The sequence below is a fragment of the Synechococcus sp. UW86 genome, from assembly GCF_900474085.1.
Taxonomy (GTDB): domain Bacteria; phylum Cyanobacteriota; class Cyanobacteriia; order PCC-6307; family Cyanobiaceae; genus Parasynechococcus.
Genome location: NZ_UCNU01000015.1, coordinates 14,460 through 34,668 on the forward strand (window position 1 = coordinate 14,460; position 20,209 = coordinate 34,668).

Genomic DNA, 20,209 nt, shown 5'->3' on the forward strand with positions numbered 1-20,209 from the left:
TTGCCGTTTCGCCTGAGGAGGCCCAACCCGCTTGGCGCAGATTGCGTGGCTCGGCAAGAAGTCTCCCTTCTGCGGGAATGTGTCCTACGGGATCAGCACCACGGAGGCCCTGCGCAAACGCGGGCATCAGGTGCACTTCATCCATTTCGATAACCCGCGCAGCCCGGAGCGCGACAACACATCGCTGCTGGCCAACGATCCGGACGTCAGCCTGCCTTATCTGGTCAAATCGCAGGTCTACACGATCCCTTCCCCCGGGGCACAGCGGGAGCTGAGGGAGTCCCTGGAGCGGCTGCAGCCCGATCTCGTGCACGCCAGCCTCACCCTTTCACCCCTGGATTTCCGCCTGCCGGAGCTCTGTCAGCAGCTGGGCGTTCCCCTGGTGGCCACCTTTCATCCCCCCTTCGATGCAGGCCTGCGCAACCTGACGGCGGGCACCCAACAGCTCACATACCAGCTGTATGCACCGGCCCTGGCTCGCTACGACCGGGTGATCGTGTTTTCACAGCTTCAGGCGGACTTTCTCGAGCGCCTGGGCGTTCCCGCCGATCGACTGACGGTGATTCCCAATGGTGTGGACCCCGACCGCTGGTGCCCCACCAGCCCCGGCACCCTTTCGCTGATGCATCAGCAGGTGCGGCAACGGCTGGGGCGAGAACGGATTTTCCTCTACATGGGACGCCTGGCAACGGAGAAGAACGTTGAAGCCCTGCTGCGGGCCTGGCGGCTGGTTTCACCGGAGGGCTGCCGGTTGGTGATCGTCGGCGACGGGCCGCTGCGCAACAGCCTGATGAACCAGTTCAACGACGATCGGATCCTCTGGTGGGGCCACGAGCCAGACCTGGACACCCGGGTTGCACTGCTCCAGTGCGCTGAGGTCTTCATCCTGCCAAGCCTTGTGGAGGGCCTGTCGCTGGCCCTGCTGGAGGCGATGGCCAGCGGAACAGCCTGCGTGGCCACCGATGCCGGTGCCGATGGCGAGGTGCTGGAGCAAGGGGCGGGAATCGTGCTGAGCACCCAGGGCGTCACCACCCAGTTGCGCACGCTGCTGCCGGTGCTCAGGGACCAGCCGGTGCTGACCGCGGAACTGGGCCGCAAAGCTCGGCTCCGCGCCTTGGAGCGCTACACGATTTCCAGCAACATCGACGCCCTCGAACAGCTCTATGCCGACCTGATGCAAACCAGCACGGTCGCCGCCTGAGCCAGGCGATCAGCGCCAGTCCAAGCCAGGAAACCAGCCCACAATCGCCGGGGTGACTGCGGCGTATTGGCTGTAATCCGGATGCAGCGCCCGCAACCCCTGCTCCTCGAAGCGGGCTTTGCCCCGCAGCACAGCCGCCAGGCTGACCAACAGCAACAGATGCAGCGGGCTGCCTGTGGCCAGCACCACTCCTGCGGAACACAGCAACACCGCCCGGTACAAGGGATGCCGGCAGATGGCGTAGGAGCCTGTGGCGATCAACTGATTCGCCGGCTTGGCCGCTGGCAACGGCGAAAGGCTGGCCCCGAGACAGCGAAACGCCTCAAGGGCCCGAAACAGGCCAAAAGCCAACAGCAGCAGGCCCAGCCCGAACAAGGGTTGGGGCCAAATCGCCACACCGAAGCTGGCGGGAGCTGGCCAGACCGGCAGCAGATGGGCCGTGATCAGCAGCAGCTGGGCCAGCAGCCACCACTCACCCCGACGGTTGTCCAACCAGCCGCCCCAACTGAAGCCCCAATCGGAGAACATTCACTCGCTCACCACCAATGTTCGGACGTTACGGCGCTGCACCAGACCCGCCAGGGTCTGCATGTCGTCCCAGCGAATCAAGCCAACACAGCCGAGCGTGCCGCTGTTTGCATTGCGGTTGGCACTGGGGTCGAGATGAATGCCCAGATGACCTCGACCCGTGGGGAACTGCGGTTCAATCCCAATCCAGATCGGCCCGAGTTCCTTTGGATCAGCGGGACCCAGGGGCTCCACCGGCCCAAGGACGTAGCGACCGGCGGGGAGCGGCGCGCGGGTGCCGGAGCGATGGCGATCGGCGTTCTGACGGTGGGCCCGACCGCTGACGGCATCGAAGTGCTGCACGGGCTGACCAGGGGTTTCCAAACGCAAACTCCAGATGGGGTCGCCCGTGCGCGGGAGGGATCGCGTGGTGCGGTTCAGCACCAAAACCGACTCATTGGCGGAGGTGGAGATGGATCGCGACGTGGTGGGGAGCCTGGAGGCAGAGGCCAGATCCATCTCAGCGGCAGAACAGGGCACGACCAACAGCGCCAGCAGCTTCAACGCGAGACACGACCGAACGACCACAGCAGCCAGGCAAACAGGCCGGAACCCTATGGGCGGTTTTTATTCGCCGAGGGAATAAAAGCCAGCGCTCTCACCGCCCCCCTTCTGAGACCCAGGTCGAGAAAAGGTTCAGAGCTCGTTTTCGGCCAGCCGCAGCGCTTCAGCCTCCTTGGTTGGATCCAGGCGCAGCTGTCATCCAGCACGCGCCTGCTGATGCCCAACTCCTCGAGCGAAATCGCCAGGGCTTGGCGGGCCTGGCGGCGCGGCAGACGCCCCTTCTCCACCTGGCAGTCGCTGCTGGCCTTGGCCATGGCGGCATAGCCGCGAATGCGGCGGGCCAGCACCACCACGGCAACCCGGCGCTGAACCTCGGGTGCCAAAGGAGCATCCTCGGCAGCAACAGGGATGGGTGTTGCCATGGGCAGACCCAGCAACAGCGCAGCAAGGAAGCGGTGGAGACGCATCAAGGTGTCTGGAACGCCCCCTCAGTCAAGCCTGGGAAATCGCTGGGCGATGCTGCTGCCGGTGTACTGCGCCACCCATCCCTCGGGGTTGTTGAACCAACGCACAGCACAGAACTGAGGCTGAGAGCCCATGTCAAACCAATGACGGGTCCCAGCAGGGACCCGCATCAGGTCGCCCCGTTCGCACAGCACGCTGAGCACCTCGGAACCGATGTGCAGCACAAACAAGCCGCACCCTTCCACAAAAAAGCGCACTTCGTCTTCGGCATGGGTGTGCTCCTCAAGGAACTTGCGGCGCAGGAGCTCGCGATCGGGGTGATCCGGCGTCATCCGAATCGCGTCGACCGTGGCGTAACCGCCATCGCATTGAACCCGGGCAATGGCATCGGCATAGACCTGGAGGATGGTGGCCTGGTCGGCCCCCTCCGGCAGACCCTGCTCCGCCGGCCATTGCTCAAAGCCGATGCCCCGGCGGCTGAGCTCCGACTGAATCACGGCCGGATCGTTGCTCTCCAGAGCAGGCATGGGCCCATTCGCAGCATGGGCTGAGCTTTCGTCTGGAAAGATGCTGAGACGACTCATCGTCTGGACCCCGGGCGCATCGACTGCTGACCATCATCGATCCCGCCACGACTGGGGGTCTCACACTGGTGGGGGTCGGCCCCGGCGATCCTTCCCTGCTCACCCTGGCCGCCGTTGAAGCCATCCGCCAAGCGGAAGTGGTGGCCTACCCGGTCGGACGACCGGGGGCCGACAGCATGGCCGCCAAAATCGCCGCGGCCTGGATCCGCAGCGACCATCAGCGTCTGCCCTTGTTGTTCCCGATGGTGGACGCCGCCGAACCGCGGCGCACCGCCTGGGGAGCGGCGGCGCAGGAGCTGCAGCAGGCCATCCGTTCCGGCCAGCAGGTGGCACTGCTGTGTGAGGGAGATGCGTCGCTGTTTGCGAGTTGCAGCTACGTGCTGCTAGCCCTCCGTCAGGCGTGGCCCGACTGTCCCATCAACGTGATTCCCGGCATCACCTCCTGCTCAGCAGCCGCGGCTGCGGGCCTCTGGCCCCTCGCTCTGCAGCAGGACCAACTGCTGTTGCGCCCTTGCCCCGACACACCCGAGGAGCTGGAGCGGGTGCTGGACACCGCCGCGGCAACGGGGCAAGTTGTGGCCCTGCTGAAGCTCGGTCGGCGCTGGAGTTGGGTGCAACCCCTGCTGAAGCAGCGAGGCCTGCTGCAACAAGCCCTGTTTGCCGAGCGGGTCGGCTGGCCCGACCAGCAGATCTGTTGCGCGGATGCAGTTGCGGCCGAACCTCGCCCCTACTTCTCGCTGCTGCTGATCCGGCAGAGTTGGCCGGAGGTGCTGCCCTAGGCCAGCTCTCGGCTGCGTTCCGCAGCAGCGACGACTGCTTCGATCAAGGCGGAGCGCAGGCCGATGCGTTCGAGCGCGCGAACGCCGGCGATGGTGGTGCCCCCCGGGGAGGTGACCATGTCCTTGAGCTGGGCAGGGTGCAGATTGCGACGGTCCAGCAGCTCAGCCGTTCCAGCCAGGGTGCGGTGGCTCAGCCGCAGGGCTAGGTCCCTGGGAAGACCGGCAGCAACAGCCCCATCAGCCATGGCTTCCGCCACCAAGGCCACAAAGGCAGGGCCCGATGAGGTGAGCGCCAGGAAAGCATCGAGCTTGGCTTCCGCCAATTCCAGAACTTCGCCCACATCGGCGAAAAGCTGCCGCACCTGATGCCGTTGCCCTTGGTCGATTCCCTCCCCCCAGGCCAGAGCCGTCAAACCAGCTCCCACCAGCGCAGGGGTGTTAGGCACCGCCCGCACACAGCGATGACCGGGAAACAAATGCTGCAACCGTGCCAGAGACACCCCCGCCAACACAGAGATGAGCAGCGGTTGACCCACAACAGGTCCTGAAGCTGCTGCAACGGCATCGAGTTGCTGCGGCTTCACCGCAAGCAGCTGCATCGGAGCCGTCCAGACCTGCTGAGCGGAAGGGTCATCAGCCGCAACCAAACCGATGCCAGCCGGAAGGCCCCCACGCCGTTGCTCAAGTGAGCCGGATCCTCCGACCACCGCCAACAGCTGGTCGGCCGGAATCCGTCCACGTTCCAAGAGAGGAACCACAAGGGCCTGAGCCATGCGACCCAGGCCGATCACACCGAAAGCGGGCTGCACTGCGGGCTTCAGAGAGCTGCTGCTCCCCAGGCGGGTGAGGGTGCACTGGCGGATTCGTCGACATCCGCCACATCGGCCTCACGGCTTACCACCGTTGGAGCCGAGGCTTCGTCTTGACCGGTGTTGGTCACGGTGACGCAGCTGGGGGCGAACAGGAAGATGCTCTCGCCGACGCGCTCCTGATGTCCATCGATCGCGAAGGTGCCACCAGCGACGAAATCAACGGCACGCTGGGCCTGGTCGGGCTCCATCATCGTGAGGTTGAGGATGACGGTCTTGCGCTCCCGCAGAGCCTGAATGGCCCGGGGCATTTCATCGAAGCTGCGGGGTTCCATCACATTCACCTCGGACACAGCATTGCTGATGCCGGGCATGCCGATCACGTTGGATCCAGGCAGATCACCACCCAGGTCAAACGGGTTGGAATCTCCAATGGTGGCCAGCGCACCACCGTCAGCCTGCAGGGCGCGCTGGTCCTGGTCATCTTGCTCGTCGTCGTAGGCGAAATCATCCAATTCGCCATCGAGATAGTCATCGCCAGCGACGACGGCACGGAGACGGGAGATCAGCGACACCTTGGGATTCCTCTCGGTCTGAATGTGGTTCGAAAACCATGTCCCTGGATACCGTTTTCGCTGCGGCGGGGCAAGTCAATTCGCAGCGTCTGTTGACACCAATCTCGGGCCGAACAGGGCCGAACCGATCCTGAGCCAGGTGCTGCCCGCTTCAGCAGCCTCTTTCCAGTCCGTGCTCATCCCCATCGAGCACTCCGCCAAGGCCAGCCGATCCGCCAGGGAACGGCAGTCGGAAAACAACGTCTTGCGCTGATCTGCAGCCATGTCGAGCGGCGCCATGGTCATCAGACCCGAGATCCGCAACCCCGGCAGAGCCTGCAGGTCAGACCAGATGGCGCCGAGTTCATCGGCTGACAGCCCCCCTTTGCTGGGATCAGGACGCAGTTTCACCTGCAGCAGCACTTCAGGCTGACGGGCCTCCTCCACGGCAATGCGCGACACCCGTTCGGCCAGCGACAGGGAATCCACCGAGTGGATGACGTCGAAGGCCTTCACCACCGGCCGCACTTTGTTGCTTTGCAGGCGACCGATGAAATGCCAGCGCAGGTTCAGATCGATCAGCTCCTCCTGCTTCGGCAGAGCCTCCTGGACGCGGCTTTCCCCGAAATCGCGCTGACCAAGCTCAGCCACGCAACGCACGGACGCGGCCGGATGCCCCTTGCTGACGGCCAGAAGCCTGGATGAAGAGGGGCGGCATGCCTGGAGCGCCTGCCAACGCGCAGCGAAGGTATCGGTCAAGGGTTCAGATGAACGTCTGATCGAACAGCTGACTCCAGGACTCCAGCTCGTCCGAGCCATCACGACGGCAACGGCCCAGATGCACCTCAGCGTGGTGCCGCGCATCCCCGTAGGGAATCACTTCGAACTGAGCGCCACGGGGCTGCAGGGTGACCAGGAAGAACATGCGCTGGGCATACAAGGTGGCGTAGACGTCACGGCCTTCACCTGCCGGAGCCACCCGATAGAGCATCCCGAAGGTGGGGTGATTCAGATATCGCTCGGACGCCATGCCGTGATCGGAGCTCATAGAGCACCGTACTGACCACGGAGCCCAATCACCAACACAAGAACGACCATCGCCAGGCAATTCAGCAGGGGAGCAGCCCGATCAGGCGGCATGCGGAAGTACGACGGACCGAGAATTCGACCCCCACGGGCGACCAGGGCATCGGCCCCCTGCTCAGCCCTAAGAAGAATGTTGGCCAGCAGCCGCTCTCCGACGGCCAGCACCAGGCCGAAACCGGCCTTGAAGCCCAGCTGGCGCAGGTTGACCGCACGGCTGGCGAGAGAGCGCAGCAGATTCTGGAGCTCCTCCTGCACCAGAGGCAGAAAGCGAAGAGCCAGCAGCAATTGAAACCCCAGCCGCTCCACAGGACATCCCAGCCACTGCAAGGGAGCCAGGCACCAGCTGAGGGCCCAGACCAGATCCTCAGGCGGGGTCGTGATCAGCATCAGGTTGACGCTGTGAATCACGGTGAAGATCAAGGTGGACGTTCGCAGCCCTAGCAGCGCCGAGGCCCGATCAACCACCAGCGGCCCCAGTTGGAGACCGCCCAACTGCAGTGGGCCGAGGCGCAACAGATCCCAGGAGGGGCCTTCCGTCTTGAGCCCCGGAAGCTCGGCCGGATTGCGCAGCGGGAAGGCCGCAGGGGGATCCACAGCCGGCAAGAACATCGACAGGAGGCCCACCACAACGGCCAAGGCCGTCAGCAGCAGCACAGACCTCCACCACAGCGAACGAGCCAGTCCACTACCGAGGGTGATCAGCACCAGAGCCACCACCAGGCCAACACGCCAGAGGGGCCCCGCCAGAACAGGCGTAAGAAGAAAGACAAGGGACCAGGCCAGCTTCAGGCGAGGGTCCAAGCGCCGGAGCCAACCCGTGGAGCCATCGACGTATTGACCCATCGGGACCTGGCGCAACCAGTCCATGGCTCAGCCTTTACGACTCTGCTGACGGGCCAGGTCGCGTTCGGCATCGCGCTGCTGCTTGCCGCGCCAGAACAAACGCAGCGGGCTGCCATCGAAACCGAGGCCCTCACGAATCTGACGCTCCACATAGCGCCGGTAGGTCTCTCCGAACAACTTGGGGTCGTTGACGAACAGGGTGAAGCTGGGCGGCCGGCTGGCCACCTGGGTGCCGTAATACAGCTTTCCTTGGCGTCCACCGCGGGTGGTGGGGGGACTGCGCCAGCTCAGTGCTTCCTTGAGCACCTCGTTCACAACGGAGGTACTGACGCGGCGACGGTGCTGCTCAACCGCCAGGGCAGCCAAGGCAAAGATGCTCTCCACACGCTGGCCGGTGAGCGCAGAGGTGAACAGCATCGGAGCCCAATCGAGGAAATAGAGCTTGGAGCGCAGCTCCTTTTCCATCGCCGTCATGGTGTGGCTGTCTTTTTGCACCGCGTCCCACTTGTTGACGACCACCACGCAGGCACGGCCGTCCTCTTCAATGCGACCCGCCAGGCGCTGATCCTGCTCGGTCACCCCATCGAGGGCATCGATCACCAGAACACACACATCACTGCGTTCAATGGCCTTGAAACTCCTGTTGATGCCGAAGAATTCCGGGCCGTAGTTGACGCTGCGCCGCCGGCGGATGCCCGCCGTGTCCACCAGGCGCCAGGGACGATTCTCACGAATGATGCTGGTGTCAATCGTGTCGCGGGTGGTGCCGCGGATCGGGCTGACAATCGCCCGCTGCTCTCCGCAGATGGCATTCAGCAGACTGGATTTCCCGACATTCGGCCGTCCGATGATGGCCATCTGAATCGGCTCCTCCTCGTCACCCTCCTGATCCTTCGGGGGGAAAAAGGTGAGCACCTGATCCAGCAGTTCTCCGGTGCCGGCGCCGTGGATGGCCGAGATCGGATGGGGTTCACCCAGGCCAAGGCCCCAGAATTCGCCGGCCATCGCCAGGCCCTGTTCCGGCGACTCGCACTTGTTCACCGCCAACAGCGTGGGACAGCGGTGACTGCGTAGAAATTCCGCAATGGACTCGTCAGCGGCCGTAAGCCCCTGCTGACCGTCCACGATCACCAGAGCCACGCTGGCTTCCTCGAGCGCCAGAGCTGCCTGCTCCCGGATCTCCGGCAGGAACTCGCTGTCGTCGTCGAACACCAGTCCACCGGTGTCGACGACCTTGAACTCCCGATCGCCCCAGTAGCCGTCCTGGTAGGTGCGATCACGCGTCACGCCAGGCTGATCGTGAACGATGGCTTCACGGCTGCGGCACAGCCGATTCACCAAGGTCGACTTACCGACATTGGGGCGTCCGATGATTGCGACGACAGGACGCGCCAAGGGTCTGCTCAGGCCAATCTTTCACCCTACAGAGACACCATAAAGCCTTAGAAAAACGAAATTCTTCCAAAGCGAGACCAATAAGTCTCAACCGAGACAGCTAGGGCGGGCTCAGTTGTTCCCTCGCCATGCTCGAGCTCGTCGCCAGCCTTGTGGTCGACCTCTCCGACCAACGCCTGACCGTCTACAACAGCGATCAGGAGGTGGTTCGCGTGATTCCGGTCAGCACCGGCAAAGCCTCAACGCCAACACCGATCTTCAACAGCAAGGTTTATACGAAGTACCGATCCACCACGATGTATGGACGCACCTACACCGTTCCCGGGGTGCCGTTCACGATGTGTGTGAGCGCGAACGAGTCCATCTGCCTCCACGCCGCCCCCTGGCAGGAGAACGCCGGGAAACCCTTCGGCGTGCCCCGCAGCCATGGCTGTGTACGCATGCCGCTGAACCACGCCCGTAGGCTGTTCCACATCACCCCGAAAGGCACACCCATCACGATTCAGGCCTGAGTTAGGCCACCGGATCACTTCACCGGCAGATCGCCGGGGTGCCCCTGCACCGGATCGGCAGGAGGGGGAAGCTCAGGGCCCAGGGGCCCCTGCTCCGGCAGGGGCTCGCTCCGCTGGGCCAGCCAGGCCAACAGCCAGTTCACGGCGGTGGCCCGTCGGGTTCGGCGGGGGTACAACTCACCGATGCGGTACCCCGCGAAATTGAGCTGTTGTTTGAGCAGCTGTTTGTGTTCCTTGGGAACCGAGCGGGTCAAACGAACCGACGCCGGACGCTTCGCGATCAGCTCGGGAGCCTCAGGGAAGGCATCGGCCCATTCGGAGGGTGTTTCGGGACCGGCGCACCACTGCGGTTCAGCAGGCTGATAGCCCAGACGTTCCCAAATCCTTTCGCAGACAAAGCGATCGCTGCAGCGGTCCTCGAGGATCTGCACCAACAATGAACGACTGAGCGGCCAGGGCATGTCGGTTGCGTTGTGCAGCATGGACCCATGATTGCTTCATCCCCTCTGCAGCTTCCTGGCAATGGAACCGCGCGTCAGCTGCGCTGCCGCGTGCTGCAGTCACCGCTGGCAGGGGTGAGCGATCGGATCTTTCGCGGTCTGGTGCGGCGCTGGGCGACCGACGCGCTGCTGTTCACCGAAATGGTGAATGCCACCAGCCTCGAGATGGGGCATGGGCTCTGCAAGGTGGAGTCGCTCGCCGAGGAATCCGGGCCCATCGGCGTGCAACTGTTCGACCATCGCCCCCAGGCCATGGCTGATGCAGCACGACGGGCTGAAGCCAGTGGGGCCTTTCTAATCGACATCAACATGGGCTGCCCTGTGCGCAAGATTGCCAGCAAAGGGGGTGGTTCCGGCTTGATCCGTGATCCAGAGCTCGCCATCAAGATCGTGGAAGCGGTGGCAGATGCCGTGGCGGTGCCCGTCACAGTGAAGACACGCCTGGGTTGGTGTGGCAGTGATGCCCATCCCGTGCATTGGTGCCAACAGCTGGAACAAGCCGGTGCACAACTGCTCACACTGCATGGACGCACCCGCGAACAGGGCTTCAAGGGCGCTGCGGACTGGAGCGCGATTACCCAAGTAAGAGAAGCCCTCACAATCCCCCTGATCGCGAATGGCGACATCAACAGCCCCGACGATGCCCTGCGCTGCTTGAAGCAAACCGGCGCAGCGGGAGTGATGGTGGGCCGAGGCACGATGGGAGCCCCATGGCTGGTGGGACAGATCGACGCCGCTCTAGCTGGTCTTCCGATCCCCGCCACACCCAACCCGTCAGCACGGCTTGCACTGGCCCGCGATCAACTGGACGGTCTGGTGGAGGATCGCGGCGACCATGGTCTGCTGATCGCTCGCAAACACATGGGCTGGACCTGCACGGGCTTCCCCGGTGCCTCGCGACTGCGGCATGCCCTCATGCGAGCCCCCACGCCCGCCCAGGCCAGGGAGCTGCTGACGCAGCAGATCGACGCCCTTGCCGCGTCCGCCGCATGACAGCGGCAGACAACTCCACAGAGGAGGGATCTGTTGCAACGGCTTTGCCATCGCCTCAAATGGAGTGATCGCAAGGGTTCTCGTGCTGAAATGGCGCCAACTCCACACCGGTGAGCCAGCCGATGAGCACCGCATCCAAGCGACGGGGAATCATCCTTGCTGGCGGAAGTGGTACGCGGCTGCATCCGATCACCCAAGCCGTCAGCAAACAGCTGCTGCCGGTTTACGACAAGCCGATGATTTATTACCCGCTCAGCACCCTGATGCTGGCCGGAATCCGCGAGGTGCTGATCATCACCACCCCCCACGACCAGGAGGCATTCCGTCGCTTGCTCGGCGATGGCAGCCGTTGGGGCATGACGATCGAGTACGCCGTGCAACCGAGCCCGGACGGTTTGGCTCAGGCATTTCTGATTGGTGCAGACTTCCTGGCGGGCCACCCCGCTGCCCTGGTTCTGGGAGACAACCTCTTTCACGGGCATGATCTGGTGCCCCAGCTGGTGAACAGCAACGCTCAAGCCCAAGGCGCAACGGTATTTGCTTACCCCGTCAGTGATCCTGAGCGTTATGGCGTGGCCGAATTCGATGCCGATGGCCGCGTGCTGAGCCTGGAGGAAAAACCTCAGAAGCCCAAGAGCCGCTACGCCGTCACCGGCCTGTACTTCTACGACGACAGCGTCGTGGAACGGGCCCGCCAGGTGAAGCCTTCAGCGCGTGGCGAGCTGGAGATCACCGATCTCAATCAGATGTTTCTAAATGAAGGGCAGCTGCGGGTGGAGTTGATGGGTCGTGGCATGGCGTGGCTCGATACCGGCACCTGCGATTCCCTCAACGATGCCGGCAGCTACATCCGCACGCTCGAACATCGCCAGGGGCTCAAGGTGGGCTGCCCGGAGGAGGTGGCCTGGCGCCAGGGCTGGATCACGGCGGAACAGCTGGATCAACTCGCTCAGCCCCTCAAGAAGAGTGGTTACGGCTCCTATCTCCTGCAAATGCTCGAAGAGAGCGTGAGCGATCACGCGGCACTTCAGTCCAGCCTGGGGGAGAGCCATGCAGCTTGAACAACTCAAAACACCGTCCGGCGAGGTGATGCAGGGTCCCCTGCTGATCACGCCCCAGGCCTTCGGCGATGACCGTGGCTGGTTTTACGAAAGCTGGAACCAACGCAAGTTCGATGAAGGCATCGGCGAATCGGTGCTGTTCTCGCAAGACAACCACTCCCGCTCGATTCAAGGCGTGCTGCGGGGACTGCACTACCAGCTCGCTCCGGAACCCCAGGCCAAGCTGGTGCGTGCAACGGTTGGGGCGATTTACGACGTCGCCGTCGACATCCGACGCAACTCACCAACCTTTGGCGCCTGGGTCGGCGCTGAACTGAGTGCCGAGAACAAAAAACAGCTTTGGATTCCTGAGGGCTTCGCCCACGGCCTTCTCACCCTTAGCGATGTTGCTGAGGTGCAATACAAGGCACGAGGGTTCTGGAACAAATCCTGTGAGCGGGCCATTGTCTGGAACGATCCAGATCTGGCCATTGCCTGGCCGATCGAGCAACTGCAAGGGGTCGAGGTGAGCCTCTCGGGCAAAGATGCCAAAGCAGCAGGGTTCAAAGCCGTGGAGGCGGCTGGAGACGTTTTCCCATGAAGGTGCTGCTCACCGGGGCTGGCGGTCAGCTGGGCCAGGCTCTAATCGCTTCCACCCCTGAGGGAATCGAGCTGGTGGCCACCAGCCGTCAGCAGCTTGACCTGGCGGACCCTGAAGCTTGCAGCAGCGCCGTGGAACAGCACCAACCCGACTGGGTTCTCAACGCCGGTGCCTACACGGCGGTGGACAAGGCCGAGTCGGAGCCCGAGCTGGCCCATGCCGTGAATGCCGGGGCACCGGAGGCCTTTGCCCGCGGGCTTGATCAACAAGGGGGACGCCTGCTCCAGATCAGCACCGACTTCGTCTTCAACGGAAGCCAGGGAACGCCCTATCAACCCGAGCAGGCCCGCGACCCTCTTGGTGTCTACGGAGCAAGCAAAGCTGCTGGAGAAGCCGCCGTCCAATCGATTTTTGGAGCAGGAGGCCGGGGCCTAATCCTGCGCACCAGCTGGGTGATCGGGCCCGTGGGCAAAAACTTCGCGCTCACCATGCTCCGCCTCCACCGGGAACGGGATCAACTGGGTGTTGTCGCCGATCAAGTGGGCTGTCCCACCAGCACCCTCAACCTCGCTCAAGCCTGCTGGCAAACCCTTCAGAGCGCTGGTGACCGCGACTTGCCAGCGGTCATGCACTGGAGTGATGCCGGCGCCGCCAGCTGGTACGACGTGGCGGTAGCCGTTGGCCAAATCGGTGCTGACTTGGGGCTCATCGACACACCAGCAGCCGTTCAACCGATCACCACAGCGAACTACCCGACACCTGCGGAACGGCCGGCCTATTCGCTTCTTGACTGCACCGCCACCCGAGCCGCCCTGGACCTCAACGGCGAGCACTGGCAGCAAGCTCTGAAAACCGTGTTGCAGCAAGCCAAAACGCCATGAAGGGCGACTGAGTCCAACACTCCAACCCCAAACGATGTCCCACCACCCGCTCTCACCAATGGTTCCGTCCATGCCTTCCGCCTCCGACCTGCTGGGAGATCGCCGCAGAGTTCTGGTCACCGGAGGTGCCGGCTTCATTGGCGGCGCCGTCGTGCGCAGGCTGTTGCGGGAAACCACAGTCACTGTCTTCAATCTCGATAAGTTGGGCTATGCCAGCGACCTGTCCTCGATTGAGGAGGTGCTGAGCGAACTGGGGGGCGCGGCGAACGATCGGCACAGGCTTCAGCAGGTGGATCTGACCGATGCAGCAGCCGTTGAGGCTGCGGTGCGGGAGGCCGACCCCGACTTGGTGATGCACCTGGCAGCGGAAAGCCACGTGGACCGATCCATCTCCGGCCCTGGTGTGTTCATCGAGAGCAACGTCAACGGCACCTTCAACCTGCTGCAGGCGGTGCGCGGCCACTACGAGGGCTTGAGCGGTGAACGCCAGGACGCCTTCCGGATGCACCACATCAGCACCGACGAAGTCTTTGGGTCCCTGGGCGCCGAAGGGCGTTTCTCAGAAACAACGCCCTACGACCCCCGCAGCCCTTACTCCGCCAGCAAGGCAGCGAGCGATCACCTTGTTCAGGCCTGGCACCACACCTTTGGGCTTCCCGTGGTGCTCACCAACTGCTCGAACAACTACGGCCCCTGGCAGTTCCCGGAAAAACTCATCCCCGTGGTCACCTTGAAGGCCGCTGGAGGTGAGTCGATCCCCCTCTACGGCGATGGGCTGAATGTGCGGGATTGGTTGTATGTGGAAGACCACGTCGATGCATTGCTTCTGGCGGCCTGCAACGGAGCGCCGGGCCGCAGTTACTGCGTTGGCGGCCACGGTGAACGCACCAACAAAGAGGTTGTTCACGCCATTTGCCAGCAACTGGATCAAAGCTGCCCCGAGTCAGCTCCCCACGCCGACTTGATCACGCCAGTCACCGATCGTCCTGGCCACGACCGCCGCTACGCGATTGACCCAGGCCGCATCAGTTCCGAGCTGGGCTGGAGCCCTCGCCACAATGTGGAACAGGGCTTGGCAGAGACCGTGCACTGGTACCTATCCCATCAGGAGTGGTGCAGCGAAGTACGCGAGCGGGCGGGATATGACGGCAGCAGATTGGGCATTGAAACGGTGAAGGCTCAAGGGACAACACCGGTCCGTTGATGCGGATCGCCGCCACGACCAACGGACAGTGATCACGGATGATCGATGCAACGCTCGATCGCGCCATGGACCCGATGACGCAGCCGTTCAGGATTGAAACCGACAGCCTGGGGGGCATTGAGGTGGCATCCGAAGCGCTCTGGGGAGCCCAGACCCAGCGGTCGCTTCAGAACTTCGCCATCAGCGACGAACGGATCCCGCTCGAAATCATCCAGGCCCTGGCCTGGATCAAGCGTTCCTGCGCCACGGTGAACGGTGAGCATGCGCTTCTGAACCCACAACAGGTTGAACTGATCTGCACAGCGGCCGATGCCATTGCCGCTGGCCAGCACAACGATCAGTTCCCGCTGCGGGTCTGGCAGACCGGAAGCGGGACCCAGACCAACATGAACATCAACGAGGTGATCAGCAATCTGGCGTCTCAGGCTTCAGGTACCGCCCTCGGCAGCCACACCCCAGTACACCCGAATGACCATGTCAATCGGTCGCAATCCACCAATGATGTGTTTCCCGCAGCGATCCACGTCGCCGCGGCCAAGCACCTGAAGGACGGGCTGCTGCCGGCGCTCGATGCCCTGGTGCGGGCCTTGGATGCCAAAGCTCAGGCCTGGATGCCCATCGTCAAGATCGGCCGCACCCATCTGCAGGATGCAGTGCCCCTGCGGTTGGGCGATGAAGTGGGCGCCTGGCGGGATCAACTCAAACAAGCCCAGGCATGGCTGGAGGACTGTCTGGTCAGCCTCGGCGATCTTCCCCTGGGAGGCACCGCCGTGGGCACGGGGTTGAACACACCGCCGGGCTTCCGCCATGCCGTTGCAGAAGAGCTGAGCCGGGTCGCCGGCGTCAAGGTTCGTCCTGCTGACAACCTCTTCGCGGTGATGGCCGGCCATGACGCCCTCGTTCAAGCGATGGGCCAACTTCGCTTGCTGGCGGTGGCCCTGCTCCGGATCGCCAACGACGTGCGGCTGCTTGGGTGTGGCCCCCGGGCAGGTCTGGGCGAGTTGCGGCTACCCGCCAACGAACCCGGCAGCTCGATCATGCCGGGAAAAATCAATCCCACCCAGTGCGAAGCCATGGCCATGGTCTGCACCCAGGTAATCGGTCTCGATGGCGCCGTGGCAGCCGCTGGCGCAGGCGGCCATCTGCAGATGAATGTCTACAAGCCCTTGATCGGCTTCAACTTGCTGCAGTCGATCCGCATGCTCAAAGACGCCATGACCAGCTTCCGCCAGAACCTGGTGGAGGGTTTGGAGCCGGATCGGGAGCAGATTCAGCGGTTCGTGGATCGCTCCTTGATGCTGGTCACCGCCTTGACCCCCAGCATTGGTTACGAGAAGGCCAGTGCCATCGCTCAGCATGCCCACCATCAGGGGTTGACGCTGAAGCAAGCGGCCATGGAGCTCGGCCACATCAGCGAAGCCGACTTTGATCAGCAGGTGAATCCCGGCGCCATGGCCTCTCCGGACGCCTGAACTCAGGCGGCCCGCTCCGTTGCCGGGTTGAGCGCAGCGGAGGCCGGCACTAGATCCTCGGCCTCGGCCACGGGGAAGCGGTTGATCGCTTTCAGTGCCTGACGGGCATGGCTGCGCAATTGCTCGCTGATCGCTTCGCAGTAGGGCACCTGGGCCAGAAGGTCCACGGTGCGGCGCATGATGCGCACCACATCGCCCTCATCCAGGGACGTGTTGGCGATCAGATCGCTCCAGGAGGTTCCCCGCGCCCAGGCATCCACAAGGCCCATGAGCTCGGGTTCCCACCAGGCCGGCACCACCACACCGGCGCGTTCCTGGGCCCGCAGCAGCTCGCGACGCAGACCCGAAAGATCCTGCAGGGCTTCCTCAGCTGCAGCAGGTGGCGGGAAGCCACTCCACAGGTCGGGGCGGTTGACCTCGGTGCTGATCGCCTCGAACACCGCCGCCAGGTCTGGGGGGGAAAGGTCATCGAGATGGCCACTCATCAGCGCCAGCCCGAGCCAGAGTTCGTTGTCGCCCCGCAAGGCAGCAACGGTGCGGCCGATTTCCGTGGGATCAAGCTCATCGAGGCATCCGAAGTGCTGCAGGATCTCCATCAAGGCCAGGAAGGTCTCCCAGTGACGGTTGGCCCGCTGATGCAACAGCTGCTGCCGTTCAGCGATCTCCAGCTCCAGATCTTCCATGCGCCGGCGGTGCTTCTTCAGCTGTTTGCGATCTCCCCAGCGATGGGCCGGATGCTGCTCCTGCTCCTGCTCCAGATCCCGCACCAGTCGAGCCTGGGTCAGCACCTCCCCAGCCAGGTCGTATTGCGGGGTGGTCATGTCGTGGCGCCGGGCCATGTGGGCCACGGCTAACGCCAAACCACCACTGGCCTGATCGCCATGGCGCAACTCACCGGAGCGGGACAGCTCCGGGACATCCAGCCCATCCACCTGCAGACAACTGAGCTCCGCATGGATGCTCACCACCGCCTGACAGGGCAGCAGGATCCAGACGTTTTCATCGGTCAGGCAGAGCAGCAGCGGGAACTGACCGGGCCCTTTCACCTTCTCAACGATCACCGCGGGCGCGACGCGCCCCCGCAGCTGCGGCGATTTAAGGCTGACCAGGGTGCCGGTGCTGGCGAACTGCAGGGCCATCGTCAGCTCATTGGCCAGCGTCTCCTCGGCCTGCTGCTGAAGGATGCGGAGCAAGCGCCGCTCTTCGCGGAGCCGACCACGCATTTTTTCGTAGTCCTCAAAGTCTTCCCAAGGAATGTCGCCGGCGACGCCCTCCAGCTGGCTGAGTTGCAACCGCAGCTGGGACAGGTTCTCCTCGTCTTCCACGAGGTCCAGCCCCGCCAGGTAGCGGCCAAAACTGCGCTCCACCAGCTCCCTGGCCTTGGCCAGATCGTGGCGCTGCAGCAGGTTGAGAACCATGCCGTAGCTGGGGGTGAATTGGCTCACCAGGGGGTCGGCGGGACTTGTCGCCAGCTGACCTGCCTCACGCACCCCTTCGAACCGGCTTTGCACCGTCACGACGTAGCCCTGAGAATCGAGGCCCCGCCGTCCGGCCCGGCCGGCCATCTGGAGGAACTCACTACCCATCAGCGGGCGATGCCCCCGCTCGGTGCGCTTGGAGAGGGCCGCAATCACCGTGCTGCGGGCCGGCATGTTGATGCCTGCCGCCAGGGTCTCCGTGGCGAAAACCACCTTCACCACCCCCTGCTGGAAGAGCTCTTCGATCAACTCCTTCCAGGCGGGCAGAACACCGGCGTGGTGGGCCGCAATGCCCCGCAGCAGAGCATCAGCGTGAATTCCATCCCGAACGGCCTCAGGGTTGTCGTGGCTGTAGGCGGTTAGGCGTTCCTTGATCCGCGCCTGCTCCTCCTGGGTCACCAGGCACTGCACCCCCAGATCACGCACCGCCTTGTCACAACCGCGCCGGCTGAAGATGAAATAGATGGCCGGGAGCATCTGCCGCTCCGCCATCTGAGCCACAACAAAGCTGATCGGTGGTGGCTCGGGTTGCGGCGGCCTCTGGGAACGCCCTTTGCGCTTGTGCCCCTTGGGCGCGCGCCAGACCTTGCAGTTGGGATGAAGACCCGTACCGGCTTCGTTGAGCAGTGGATGCAACCCCTTGGCACTGCAGAAGCTGAACTGCAGCGGCACCGGCCGGTGATCACTCATCACCAACGTGGTCGGACCATGCACCTTCTCGATCCAGTCGGTCAGCTGCCCGGCATTAGCCACGGTCGCGGAGAGCGCCACCAGCTGCACCGTGGGTGGGCAGTGAATGATCGACTCCTCCCAGACCGTGCCGCGCTGGGAATCGTTCATGTAATGGCACTCATCGAGCACCACCGCTTCCACATCAGCCAGGGGATCGTCATACTCATCCGACTCGGCGTAGAGCATGTTGCGGAAGATCTCCGTGGTCATCACCACGATGGAGGCCTCGCGATTCACGCTGAGGTCACCGGTCATCAAACCCACGTTCTCCGCACCGAACTGATCGCGGAAATCGCGCAGTTTCTGATTGGAGAGAGCCTTCAGAGGTGTGGTGTAGAAGACCTTCTGGCCATGGGCCAGGGCACGATGAATGGCATATTCTCCGATCAGGGTTTTGCCGGATCCTGTGGGGGCACTGACCACGACCGAATGTCCCTGGTTGAGGGCATCCATGGCCTCCAGCTGAAAATCATCCAGCGGGAAGGGAAAGATTTCTGAGGGATTCAGTGGGGCACTGCGATCGACATCGGGCTCGGATCGGGGCGTGGCCGGTGTCGATTGGTTCATCGGGTGATCTTAAGGAGCCTGGCTGAGCTCTCTTTTCAAACAAGCGATAAGCCGCGCCAATGCAATCAATCAGATGTGCCGACCTCCTTTGACGGAACCAAGCCAGATCATGAAAAATAATAAAGAGAATGCTTCGAGCTCTGGTGAGACCACCGGAGCTTTTTTTGTGCCTGCCCCCCTGCCGCGAAGGGTGACAGGGGCACTGCGCCAGTGCCATGACGGAGGGGATTTAGGGCCACTGCCTGTGACCAGCTCTCAGCTCACCAAGCCGCGGCCGGCTGAAGACACCCTGATCGATGCCCTGAGGGGCTGCCGCGACGTGAAGGAGCTGAAGGCCCTCGAACAACGCCTGGCATCCACCACCGATGCGCCGCCGCTGTTCACCTGGATCTGCGATCTGCTCGTGACACGACGCATCTCCCGTGGCCTCGCCGCCCGCCTGCTGTTTGAACTCCACAACGGGGACTCGACCTAGGGCGACCGGCTAAGGCGAATGGCTACGGCGAGCGGCGCCTCCACACGGCAGCAAGGGCGCTGCCGATCAGGCAGTGAATCACTGCAGAGATGGCACCCGGCAACGCCGTGAGGGGACTGGCGAACCCGCCACTGCGGGCGAGCACCACGGCCAGTCCCGAGTTCTGCATGCCCACCTCGATGCTGATGGTGCGCTGGGCCTGCACGCTCTGCCCCGCGAGCCGGGGAATCAGCCAGCCGAGCAGGAAGCCGCCGCCATGCAGCAGCAGGCAAGCCAGGATCAGCACGGGCCCCTGCTGACGCAGCACAGCCGTCTGGCTGCCCACGATGCTGGAGACGATCATCACGATGGCCATCACCGCCAGGGGAGGCATCACCGGCTCAATCCGCTGGGCCACACCGGGCAGACCACGCTTGAGCACAACCCCAACGGTGACCGGCAGCAACACCACCTGAAGCACGGCCAGGAACAGGGCCCAACCGTCTACCGGCACGTACTGACTGGCCAACACCTGCGTGAGACGCGGGGTCAACACCACCGCCGCCAGGGTGCTGATCGTGGTCATGACCACCGACAGCGCCACATCGCCACGGCCGATCAGAGCCACCACATTGCTGGCGGTCCCCCCCGGGCAGCAGCCGACCAGAATCAAGCCGACCGCAAGCGGGGCAGGCAGATGAAGAGCCGCCGCGATCCCAGCAGCAAGGGCCGGCATCACCAGGAACTGCACCAGCACCCCCAGCAGCATGGCGCGGGGGCGTCGACCCACCCTCACGAAATCAGCGGGTGTCAACCCGACGCCCATGCCGAGCATGATCACGCCGAGTCCAAGGGCGATCAGTGGCCCCTTGAACCAGATGAACAGCGGGGGATGCAGCAAGGCCAGCAGAGCTCCCAGCAACGTCCAAAGCGGAAAGAGCAGAGTGAAACGCTCCCAGGTCATGACGATCAGAGGACTGCGGCCATC

At 63.6% G+C, this 20,209-nt stretch carries 23 protein-coding genes; 10 read left to right on the top strand and 13 right to left on the bottom strand.

What is annotated here, in order from left to right:
* Positions 1-31 precede the first annotated feature (31 nt).
* Positions 32-1,201 carry a glycosyltransferase family 4 protein gene (locus DXY04_RS07325; protein ID WP_115161577.1) on the top strand — a complete coding sequence of 390 codons (1,170 nt, stop codon included), beginning with the start codon at positions 32-34 and terminating at the stop codon, positions 1,199-1,201.
* 9 nt (positions 1,202-1,210) lie between these two features.
* On the opposite strand, the gene DXY04_RS07330 is transcribed toward DXY04_RS07325, so the two are convergent.
* The 4 genes from DXY04_RS07330 to DXY04_RS07345 form a co-directional block, all read right to left on the bottom strand.
* Positions 1,211-1,729 (bottom strand): isoprenylcysteine carboxylmethyltransferase family protein, encoded by a 519-nt coding sequence (locus DXY04_RS07330; protein ID WP_115161578.1) that lies wholly within the window; start codon positions 1,727-1,729, stop codon positions 1,211-1,213.
* Positions 1,730-2,227, bottom strand: coding sequence for a L,D-transpeptidase (locus DXY04_RS07335; protein WP_244278617.1), 498 nt, complete (start codon positions 2,225-2,227; stop codon positions 1,730-1,732).
* Positions 2,228-2,322: 95 nt separating this feature from the next.
* Complete coding sequence (locus DXY04_RS12320) at positions 2,323-2,739, bottom strand: hypothetical protein (protein WP_179948484.1); 417 nt, start codon at positions 2,737-2,739, stop codon at positions 2,323-2,325.
* 21 nt (positions 2,740-2,760) lie between these two features.
* Entirely contained in the window at positions 2,761-3,321 is a 561-nt protein-coding gene (locus DXY04_RS07345; protein ID WP_115161579.1) for an acireductone dioxygenase, read from the bottom strand.
* A 68-nt stretch (positions 3,322-3,389) separates the two neighbouring features.
* On the opposite strand from DXY04_RS07345, the gene cobI reads away from it, so the two are divergent.
* Complete coding sequence (cobI, locus tag DXY04_RS07350; protein WP_115161580.1) at positions 3,390-4,100, top strand: precorrin-2 C(20)-methyltransferase; 711 nt, start codon at positions 3,390-3,392, stop codon at positions 4,098-4,100.
* On the opposite strand, the gene proC is transcribed toward cobI, so the two are convergent.
* From proC to der, 6 genes are all read right to left on the bottom strand, one after another.
* Positions 4,097-4,873, bottom strand: coding sequence for a pyrroline-5-carboxylate reductase (proC, locus tag DXY04_RS07355; RefSeq protein WP_371634530.1), 777 nt, complete (start codon positions 4,871-4,873; stop codon positions 4,097-4,099). The genes cobI and proC overlap by 4 nt on opposite strands.
* A gap of 44 nt (positions 4,874-4,917) precedes the next feature.
* On the bottom strand, positions 4,918-5,484 hold the full coding sequence (locus DXY04_RS07360) for a cell division protein SepF (RefSeq protein WP_114989400.1): 567 nt from the start codon (positions 5,482-5,484) through the stop codon (positions 4,918-4,920).
* A gap of 75 nt (positions 5,485-5,559) precedes the next feature.
* Positions 5,560-6,222, bottom strand: a complete 663-nt coding sequence (locus DXY04_RS07365) for a YggS family pyridoxal phosphate-dependent enzyme (protein ID WP_115161582.1) — start codon at positions 6,220-6,222, stop codon at positions 5,560-5,562.
* Positions 6,223-6,226: 4 nt separating this feature from the next.
* Positions 6,227-6,493, bottom strand: a complete 267-nt coding sequence (locus tag DXY04_RS07370) for a PipX family protein (protein ID WP_115161687.1) — start codon at positions 6,491-6,493, stop codon at positions 6,227-6,229.
* Between the two features lie 14 nt (positions 6,494-6,507).
* Positions 6,508-7,416, bottom strand: coding sequence for an energy-coupling factor transporter transmembrane protein EcfT (locus tag DXY04_RS07375; RefSeq protein ID WP_115161583.1), 909 nt, complete (start codon positions 7,414-7,416; stop codon positions 6,508-6,510).
* A gap of 3 nt (positions 7,417-7,419) precedes the next feature.
* Entirely contained in the window at positions 7,420-8,787 is a 1,368-nt protein-coding gene (der, locus tag DXY04_RS07380; RefSeq protein WP_115161584.1) for a ribosome biogenesis GTPase Der, read from the bottom strand.
* 128 nt (positions 8,788-8,915) lie between these two features.
* Here der and DXY04_RS07385 point away from each other — a divergent pair, with 128 nt between their 5' ends.
* A complete protein-coding gene (locus tag DXY04_RS07385) occupies positions 8,916-9,299 on the top strand; it encodes a L,D-transpeptidase (RefSeq protein ID WP_115161585.1) in 384 nt (127 codons plus the stop codon).
* 14 nt (positions 9,300-9,313) lie between these two features.
* Here DXY04_RS07385 and DXY04_RS07390 read toward each other — a convergent pair whose 3' ends face one another.
* The gene (locus DXY04_RS07390) at positions 9,314-9,781 is read right to left on the bottom strand and encodes a DUF1823 family protein (protein WP_115161586.1); all 468 of its coding nucleotides are present in this window, start codon (positions 9,779-9,781) and stop codon (positions 9,314-9,316) included.
* Positions 9,782-9,787: 6 nt separating this feature from the next.
* On the opposite strand from DXY04_RS07390, the gene dusB reads away from it, so the two are divergent.
* The 6 genes from dusB to DXY04_RS07420 all read left to right on the top strand — a co-directional run bounded on the left by dusB (position 9,788) and on the right by DXY04_RS07420 (position 15,990).
* Positions 9,788-10,792, top strand: a complete 1,005-nt coding sequence (gene dusB / locus DXY04_RS07395; RefSeq protein ID WP_115161587.1) for a tRNA dihydrouridine synthase DusB — start codon at positions 9,788-9,790, stop codon at positions 10,790-10,792.
* A gap of 122 nt (positions 10,793-10,914) precedes the next feature.
* Entirely contained in the window at positions 10,915-11,853 is a 939-nt protein-coding gene (gene rfbA, locus DXY04_RS07400) for a glucose-1-phosphate thymidylyltransferase RfbA (protein WP_115161588.1), read from the top strand.
* Positions 11,843-12,433, top strand: a complete 591-nt coding sequence (gene rfbC, locus DXY04_RS07405; protein ID WP_115161589.1) for a dTDP-4-dehydrorhamnose 3,5-epimerase — start codon at positions 11,843-11,845, stop codon at positions 12,431-12,433. Before rfbA ends, rfbC begins: the two co-directional genes overlap by 11 nt.
* On the top strand, positions 12,430-13,314 hold the full coding sequence (gene rfbD, locus DXY04_RS07410) for a dTDP-4-dehydrorhamnose reductase (RefSeq protein WP_115161590.1): 885 nt from the start codon (positions 12,430-12,432) through the stop codon (positions 13,312-13,314). The genes rfbC and rfbD overlap by 4 nt, the downstream gene beginning before the upstream one ends.
* A 58-nt stretch (positions 13,315-13,372) precedes the next feature.
* The gene (gene rfbB, locus DXY04_RS07415) at positions 13,373-14,518 is read left to right on the top strand and encodes a dTDP-glucose 4,6-dehydratase (protein ID WP_115161591.1); all 1,146 of its coding nucleotides are present in this window, start codon (positions 13,373-13,375) and stop codon (positions 14,516-14,518) included.
* A 38-nt stretch (positions 14,519-14,556) separates the two neighbouring features.
* Complete coding sequence (locus DXY04_RS07420; protein ID WP_115161592.1) at positions 14,557-15,990, top strand: class II fumarate hydratase; 1,434 nt, start codon at positions 14,557-14,559, stop codon at positions 15,988-15,990.
* A 2-nt stretch (positions 15,991-15,992) separates the two neighbouring features.
* On the opposite strand, the gene DXY04_RS07425 is transcribed toward DXY04_RS07420, so the two are convergent.
* Positions 15,993-18,767: an RNA helicase gene (locus DXY04_RS07425; protein WP_115161593.1), complete on the bottom strand. Its 2,775-nt coding sequence runs from the start codon at positions 18,765-18,767 to the stop codon at positions 15,993-15,995.
* A 244-nt stretch (positions 18,768-19,011) separates the two neighbouring features.
* Between DXY04_RS07425 and DXY04_RS07430 the strand changes: the two genes are divergently transcribed.
* Positions 19,012-19,242: a hypothetical protein gene (locus DXY04_RS07430; protein WP_115161594.1), complete on the top strand. Its 231-nt coding sequence runs from the start codon at positions 19,012-19,014 to the stop codon at positions 19,240-19,242.
* Positions 19,243-19,264: 22 nt separating this feature from the next.
* Here the strand turns inward: DXY04_RS07430 and DXY04_RS07435 are convergent, their stop codons facing one another.
* Complete coding sequence (locus DXY04_RS07435; protein ID WP_115161688.1) at positions 19,265-20,185, bottom strand: bile acid:sodium symporter family protein; 921 nt, start codon at positions 20,183-20,185, stop codon at positions 19,265-19,267.
* Positions 20,186-20,209: the final 24 nt, after the last annotated feature.